This window comes from Actinopolymorpha sp. B9G3 (assembly GCF_040120725.1).
In the GTDB taxonomy this organism is placed as follows: Bacteria; Actinomycetota; Actinomycetes; order Propionibacteriales; family Actinopolymorphaceae; genus Thermasporomyces.
Genome location: NZ_JBEEAB010000007.1, coordinates 298,228 through 304,795 on the forward strand (window position 1 = coordinate 298,228; position 6,568 = coordinate 304,795).

Genomic DNA, 6,568 nt, shown 5'->3' on the forward strand with positions numbered 1-6,568 from the left:
GAAGCCCAGTCGGCCCGGATCTGTTGCGCGACTACGCGACACCTTGATCAACCCGCCACTCTCCGCCTGAACTCCCCGCTCACCGGCCGGTAGGGCGCCTCTATCGGCGCGGCGGGTCGACGCGGATACCGTACTTGCCTTCCAGCCACTCGTCGAATGATGGCCCTGCGATCAGTGCATCCGCACCTGGGATGCATGCTCCAGCATTCAGCTCCGGGCTGGCGGGAACTGCAAGTACCTCAAGTCGCTCGCCGCGCGCACGCACCAGGCGGGTCACCATGTCTGCCAGGCGCTCCGGACGCGGACCGGCGACGTCAAGCATCGTGCTGACCGGCGTTCCGGCCGCAGCCTCGAGCAGCGCAGAGACGACCACGTCGAGGTGTACAGGCCGCACTGGGAAGTCCGGAACGGTTGTTCGGTCGCGGTCGCGCCCCCATTCCAGCACCATCTCGGAGAACTCGTGGAACTGTGCCGCACGCACGATGTGCACGCCTGGCGCATACTCGCGGTGGGTCTGCTCCTGCAGGTACTTAGCTGCGTAGTGCGCGTCGTTGGGAATGCCGTCCACGCCGACAATCGAGAGCAGCACGGTCCGCGAGACGCCAGCCGCGGTAGCAGCTTTCCCAATGTTCTCGGCGACGGCCGAGAAGAAGCTCGCGGATTCTGCACGGTCCTGCGTGATCACATTTGTCACGTCAACCACCGCATCGACGTCGGCCAGCCGCTCAGCCAAGACGTTCACCACTCCCGTATCGGCTAGGTCGAAGCCCACCGCTCGGGAAAGCCCCACTACGTCGTGGCCCGCGTTCCGAAGGGCCTGATTCAAAAGCCGGCCCACCTGCCCTGTAGACCCGCCCACCGCGACGCGCATTGCCGTACTCCTCTTACTCGGACTTTCTTTATCCTAGTCAAGGTATCACTTCGCTGTTGCCGACCAACTTGGATACCGCTTGGCCGCGTAGGCTCGCTGCAATGAAGCTTTCTGCGGGGGTCGAGTGGGCGCTGCATTGTTGTGTCGTGCTCAGCCAGGCCACGGATCCGGTTCCAGTCGGCAGACTGGCCACGTTCCATGACGTGTCAAAGACGTACCTGGCGAAGCACATGCAGGCCTTGGTCCGCGCCGGACTGGTGTCGGCCGCCGAGGGTCGTGATGGTGGATACCTACTGGCTCGAGACCCGGCACACATCACCGTGCTTGACGTCGTTGGTGCAATCGAGGGACATGAACCAGCGTTCCGCTGCACAGAGATCCGACAGCGCGGGCCGTTGCCGGCGACGCCGGGCGACTGCGAACGCGCTTGCGCCATTGCTCGCGCGATGGCGACAGCTGAGGCCGCCTGGCGTACATCGCTGGAGGCGACATCCGTGGCTGACCTGGTCGGCGACGTAGACAGGGACACGTCGGGACAGACGTTGCCCCGCCTGCGCGGGTGGCTTCGCGACTCGGGGTTACATCCCGCACCCCGGTGACGTTGCGCCCCGGGTGGTGCCGTCGAACCCGTGCCTGGAGATCCCGACCTTCCACTCGAAGACCCAGGCCACCTCAGTGCCAGGTACGGCAGGCAGTGAAGCGACCGTCGCGACACACACCACGACCCGCGCCGGTCGGGCGAGCACTGGAAGTCGCCGGTGTTGAGCGCGTGCCGGAACGACTTTGCCGCCGCCTGCGCCTCCGCGAGCGTGACCGACTCCCGCGGGCGACGCGCCTCGACGTGCCGCCGGGCGCGGTGCGCGATCTGCCGGACGGCCGCGGGACTCTTGTCCACGGCCGCCGCGATTTCGTCGTACTCGAAGCGGAAGACCTCGCGCAGCACGAAGACCGCGCGCTCGGGAGCGCCCGATCGTCGCGCACTTGCTCCCGGTCGACCTTCACCCACCGTAGCCAGGCCTCCTAGAGCACGTCCTCGGCATCGGCGGCCGAGCCCAGCATCTCGTAGACCACGGTGAACAGCAGGTTGCGGTGAACGATGAAGCTCTCCGTCGCCGGATCGATCTTGTCGTCACTCATCGAGCCGCTCCTCGTCCCGGGATCATGCGACCTGACGGGAGCCCGGCGCGGCTGCGTCGCGCATCTCGCTCAGCTTCTGCCGGCGCTTGTTGTCCTTGAGCCTCCAGTTGAAGCTCCCGGGTTTGCGCGACTCCTTGCCCAGCTCCTCGGTGAGGAGTCCGTACGAGCTCGACTTGATCTTCTGGCCCAGCGGGCCCTGGATCGAGAAGCGGTTGGCGACGTCCTGCATGGAGGCGAGCTGGACGATGGCGGCGTTGCGGCCCAGCGCGATGCATTGGAACCCCGTGCCGATGTTGACCTCCTTGGGCTCCTTGTCTTCCAACCGGGCCAGGATGGTGTCGGCGGCGTATGCGCCGAGCGGCCGCGCGGTCGCACAGCTGGCCCGGAACGGCACGCCGGAGGGCGAGGCCGAGTCGCCGGCGGCGAGGATGCGGTCGCTGTCGACACTGATCAGGGTCTCGTCGGTGAGAAGGCGGCCGGTGTCGTCGGTGGTCAGGCCGCTGCGCCGGGCGAGGTCCGGTACGGAGAAGCCAGCGGTCCAGATCGTCACCTCGCTCAGGAGCTCGCGACCGTCCCGGAGTTGGACCGCGTGACGGGAGACCGCGGTGACCGTGGCGTCGGGGCCGGCGATCACGTTCACGCCCATCTTGGCAAGGCGCTTGGCGAACTTGCGGCGGACCTTCGGGTGGAGGTAGGGGCACAGCACCTTGCCGCAGACCAGGGTCACGGCGCGGCTTTGCTCGGCCAGCTCGGAGGCGACCTCGATGCCGGTCGCACCGGACCCTACGACCGTGATCGGGGACGAGGCCGGCGCGGCGTCGATGACTTCCCGCAGCCGGGTCGCCGCCTCAAGGTTGGCGACCGGGTAGACGAACTCGTCGGCGCCCGGGACGCTCGAGAGGTCGAAGCTTCCGCTGCCGGGCGCGTAGACCAGGTAGTCGTACGCGAGCGTGTCGCCCCCCTCCAAGGCCACCGTCCGGCCTGTAGCGTCGATGTCGGTCGCGGTGTCGACGACGAGCCGGATCCGCTCGGACAGGATCTCCTGGTAGTCCACGACCGGGGCGGGCTCCCCGGCGACGTGCTGGTGCAGCCGGAGCCGCTCGACGAACCTCGGTCGCGGGTTGACCAGGGTCACCGTGATGTCGTCGCGTTGGGTCAGGCGGTTAGCCGCCATCACGCCCGCGTACCCGCCACCGATCACGACGACGTCGGTTGTCGGGTTGTTCTCGGTGTTCGCAGTCATACCGTCTCCTTGAGCCGAATGGATACGGCCTTAAGACGCCCGCCAGCCGCCCCTTGTGACAGCCGACGCGAGAATCACGCCTAGCGAGCCGGACAGGTCGCGGCTCCTCGCGAACTTTCTCAGGCGTGAGCAGCACGCCGGTACGCAGCGCATGCGGGCGCGCGTCAGCTGGCTGTTCGGCCAGTGGTTGGCGGCGGAAGCTCCTCGGCACGGCGTCGCGGCGATTCCTACCCGTCCGTGGGACACCTTGTCCGGACGCATCCGCGGCTCGCTCCGTTCAGGTTGACCCTGACTCTGCCTGAGTCAACGCGTCTTCCCGGTCCGTGCCATGGTGCGCCTGGCCGCCCGAGGCCAGCTGGATCCACGCCGCACTCACGCCCTTACGGCGTCCAGTCTGTGAGTCGGTTCGTGTCGACGGTACGTAGCCAATCGCGGAAGGCCGGGTAGCCACGTAGCCCCTCCGCAAGCACCGCGCGGTAGACCCAGATTCCTTGCAGTGGTTCGTTCCGATCGAACGCCGCTTCCTTGATCTCCAGTACGGCGGCTCTGGTTTCGGGGGTCAACGCCCGGCGCATTGGCTCGACGAGGCGCGCACCGAACGGGCCGCGATGGACGCGGGGCAAGAGCCAGTTGTCCAGATTCCAGCGCACGTGATCGCGGTCGTAGACGATGCGGCAGTAGATCCCGGGTAGCGGACCGTTCAGTTCGTTAGTGAAGGCGCAGCGAACGACACCCGGCACTTTTGCGACCTCGTGGAGGAGCCCGAATGCGGCGTCAATGGACGGCACATCAGTGAAGACCTCTACGTCGATGTCGGGCTCTACGACCAGGCCGTACGCGACCGAGCCGCATGTAACCGGATCGCCGTAACGCCGCCACCGGGCGAGGAGATCGAGGTCCTCGAGTACCTGATGGGCGGCGTCCAAGCGCTGCTCAGCGCGCACCAGGTAGTCGCTTCCGGACACAAGTGCACAAGCCTATCGGGGCCACGATGTGCCCATCAGGTGGCGTAGGGGTGTCGCGGATCAGGGCGCACAGGACAGAAGCTGCGCTCCGGTGGCCTAGGTTCCTCCTGCTCGTCGTCGTGGCCGTCGAGCTGGTCGATCGCCCATTCCCAACGGAATGCGTCGGTCACCGCGTCGCCGGCGCCCGATTCGAGTGGCTCGTGTGCCTTGACGGTTTCCTCTGCTCGGCAGTGGGACGCGCACGCCGATGGTCATCGTCCCGTTCGTCAGCACAAGGCTCGCCGACACCCCGCCTGGCTCGCGTCCCTCGCCGTGCTTCGCTACGCTGGCGCCACCTCGTCGACCCCCACGACGGAGGCCGTACTCGATGCGGGCGCCGAATTCTCGGACTGGTGGTCCGTATCTGGTCCGTCGACCCCCACCCTGGGACTGATCGAAGGCGGGAGGTCGCAAGGGTGAAACCGGCGTTGACCTGGCCGTATCTCCCGAAGTTGCGATTGGTCGGGCAGCGGGATTTGAACCCACGACCCCTTGACCCCCAGAACGTAACTGTTGGCATCTTCGCCGCCCACGGGCTCTTGAACGGCGTTGACGACGCTCGTCCATGGGCGGGTGGGTTCAGGTCCGTGCCCGACGTTTAGTCCCAAAGTGGTCCCAAGGTGCTCGACGTCGGTCATGCTCTCGACGAAGGCGGTTGTGCACGGGCGCCCACCCACTCCCCCACCGCGACTGGCTCCAGCCCTTCCGAGCCGTACCAACGGTCGGAGCACGTCCCCTTCTCGAACTTCGATTGACCCGTCAGCGAGTCAGTCCAGACGGGGGTGCTTGGACGCTTCATGCCCTGACCCGACGATCTTCAGGAGGGTCCTAGCATGGCGATATAGGGCTGTCCACCTGCTCGAGGGGAGGGCCGTGAAGCTCAACATGACCGCTGTCTACGGTGCCCCCGGCTACAGCCGGCCGCAGCTCGTGCTGTGCTGTGACCACCTGCTGCGGGAGCTGCGGGCGTCCGAGACCAGGGACCCGTCCGTGGGTCACGCCACCGTCGTCCCCGACCTCCTATCCGGCAGTCTCGAGGTGGCCGTCCAGGCGGAAAGCGATACCTATGACGCAGCCGCCGCACTGGCAGCTCGCCGGCTTGATCAAGCAATCGCGACGGTGATGAACGACCCGCCAGGCAGCCTCGAGGAGCTCCACACCGAGTTGTGGTGTCGGAAGACTCCGGACATCTGTCGAGCCCGGGCCGCCCAGGAAGCGTCTCAGGCCTGGCCCGCAGAAGCTGAGACCAAGAGAGTTGGCCGCCCTTATGCCCTTCGACTACTGATTTCCCGGCTGGTTGGAATGTGCGGTTTTGCCGCGGCCATTGCCTTTGCCATATCGGCGGTCCAGCCGGGTGGGCGGGACATACTGCTGACTATCGGAGCGGTGCTCTCCGCGCTACTCGCGACCGCGGCATGGATCTACATGGCTCTGGCGGATGCGAAGGCCTGTCGTAAAGAGCCACGACGTCCCGACGACGCCGAACGGTGAGCCTCGGCAGCAGCGCCGGCCCTCCCCGCCGCCTCCCTCCGGACCGCATGGCTCGGCTGAGGTGGGGCTCAAGATATGCGCCGGCAGGGTAAGGCGAAGATTGGGGTCAAGATCGACGTTGCTTCGTTCGCGGTTCATGAACAGAGCCGGTCCCGGGCCAGGACGGCGCTGATGCGTCCGTCCTCCCACAGCAGGTTGAACTGGTGGAAGTCGCCATGGATCCACCCGTCCGGGGCCATCACCGCGCAACGCATCGAAGGCCAGCCCCACAGTTGGGTAAGGAACCGCTCCACACCGTGAAGATCCCTGGCGAGTCGGACAGGCGTCTGTGGCGCCGGACGATCGGATTCGATGTCGCCGAGGCTCAAGACGTCAGAGGGGCCGCTGATCGTGACGATCGCCTCGACCGGGATCCCGGCGAGCTCGTAAAGGCGAGTGACGAGAATGGCACTGGCATCGATTGATCCCATCCTTGGCGGCGTGGATGCCGATGCCCAGTTGTCGACCGATGTCGTGCCAAGAGGGCTCGTCACAAACGGCCGCGTTCGGCACCGGCGCCGACCCCGACCCGCCCCCCCCAGTCTCAGACGCCCCACGGCGACGCCGGGCTCAACCGAGGCGAACAGACCGGCGTCGCACATCACCTAGCGTGCAAGCATCGCACTCACCTGGCGCAGCACCGGAGTCAAGTAGAGCTAGATCGTTGATCGGAAATTTTGATCAGGTCAGCGATCAGTGGTCGTAGGCGATTAGGGAGCGTTTTACGGGTGCGCCGATGATCCAGTTGTGCCAGATGGCGGTGTTGAGCGCGAGTAGGCGTTG

7 protein-coding genes and 1 pseudogene are annotated in these 6,568 nt (G+C 66.4%); 2 read left to right on the forward strand and 6 right to left on the reverse strand.

Annotated features, from left to right (window positions below):
- Positions 1-100: 100 nt before the first annotated feature.
- Positions 101-871 (reverse strand): SDR family oxidoreductase, encoded by a 771-nt coding sequence (locus ABNF93_RS15515; RefSeq protein WP_349328761.1) that lies wholly within the window; start codon positions 869-871, stop codon positions 101-103.
- A gap of 101 nt (positions 872-972) precedes the next feature.
- Between ABNF93_RS15515 and ABNF93_RS15520 the strand changes: the two genes are divergently transcribed.
- Complete coding sequence (locus ABNF93_RS15520; protein ID WP_349328762.1) at positions 973-1,470, forward strand: RrF2 family transcriptional regulator; 498 nt, start codon at positions 973-975, stop codon at positions 1,468-1,470.
- 146 nt (positions 1,471-1,616) lie between these two features.
- Here ABNF93_RS15520 and ABNF93_RS15525 read toward each other — a convergent pair.
- From ABNF93_RS15525 to ABNF93_RS15540, 4 genes and pseudogenes are all read right to left on the reverse strand, one after another.
- Positions 1,617-2,008, reverse strand: a pseudogene (locus tag ABNF93_RS15525) (sigma factor-like helix-turn-helix DNA-binding protein); the annotation flags it as partial.
- 22 nt (positions 2,009-2,030) lie between these two features.
- The gene (locus ABNF93_RS15530) at positions 2,031-3,251 is read right to left on the reverse strand and encodes an NAD(P)/FAD-dependent oxidoreductase (protein ID WP_349328763.1); all 1,221 of its coding nucleotides are present in this window, start codon (positions 3,249-3,251) and stop codon (positions 2,031-2,033) included.
- Positions 3,252-3,631: 380 nt separating this feature from the next.
- Positions 3,632-4,216 (reverse strand): hypothetical protein, encoded by a 585-nt coding sequence (locus ABNF93_RS15535; RefSeq protein ID WP_349328764.1) that lies wholly within the window; start codon positions 4,214-4,216, stop codon positions 3,632-3,634.
- A gap of 35 nt (positions 4,217-4,251) precedes the next feature.
- A complete protein-coding gene (locus ABNF93_RS15540; protein ID WP_349328765.1) occupies positions 4,252-4,386 on the reverse strand; it encodes a hypothetical protein in 135 nt (44 codons plus the stop codon).
- 742 nt (positions 4,387-5,128) lie between these two features.
- Here ABNF93_RS15540 and ABNF93_RS15545 point away from each other — a divergent pair.
- Positions 5,129-5,746 (forward strand): hypothetical protein, encoded by a 618-nt coding sequence (locus ABNF93_RS15545; protein WP_349328766.1) that lies wholly within the window; start codon positions 5,129-5,131, stop codon positions 5,744-5,746.
- A 134-nt stretch (positions 5,747-5,880) separates the two neighbouring features.
- Here the strand turns inward: ABNF93_RS15545 and ABNF93_RS15550 are convergent, their stop codons facing one another.
- Positions 5,881-6,216, reverse strand: coding sequence for a phosphotransferase (locus ABNF93_RS15550; RefSeq protein WP_349328767.1), 336 nt, complete (start codon positions 6,214-6,216; stop codon positions 5,881-5,883).
- Positions 6,217-6,568 lie beyond the last annotated feature (352 nt).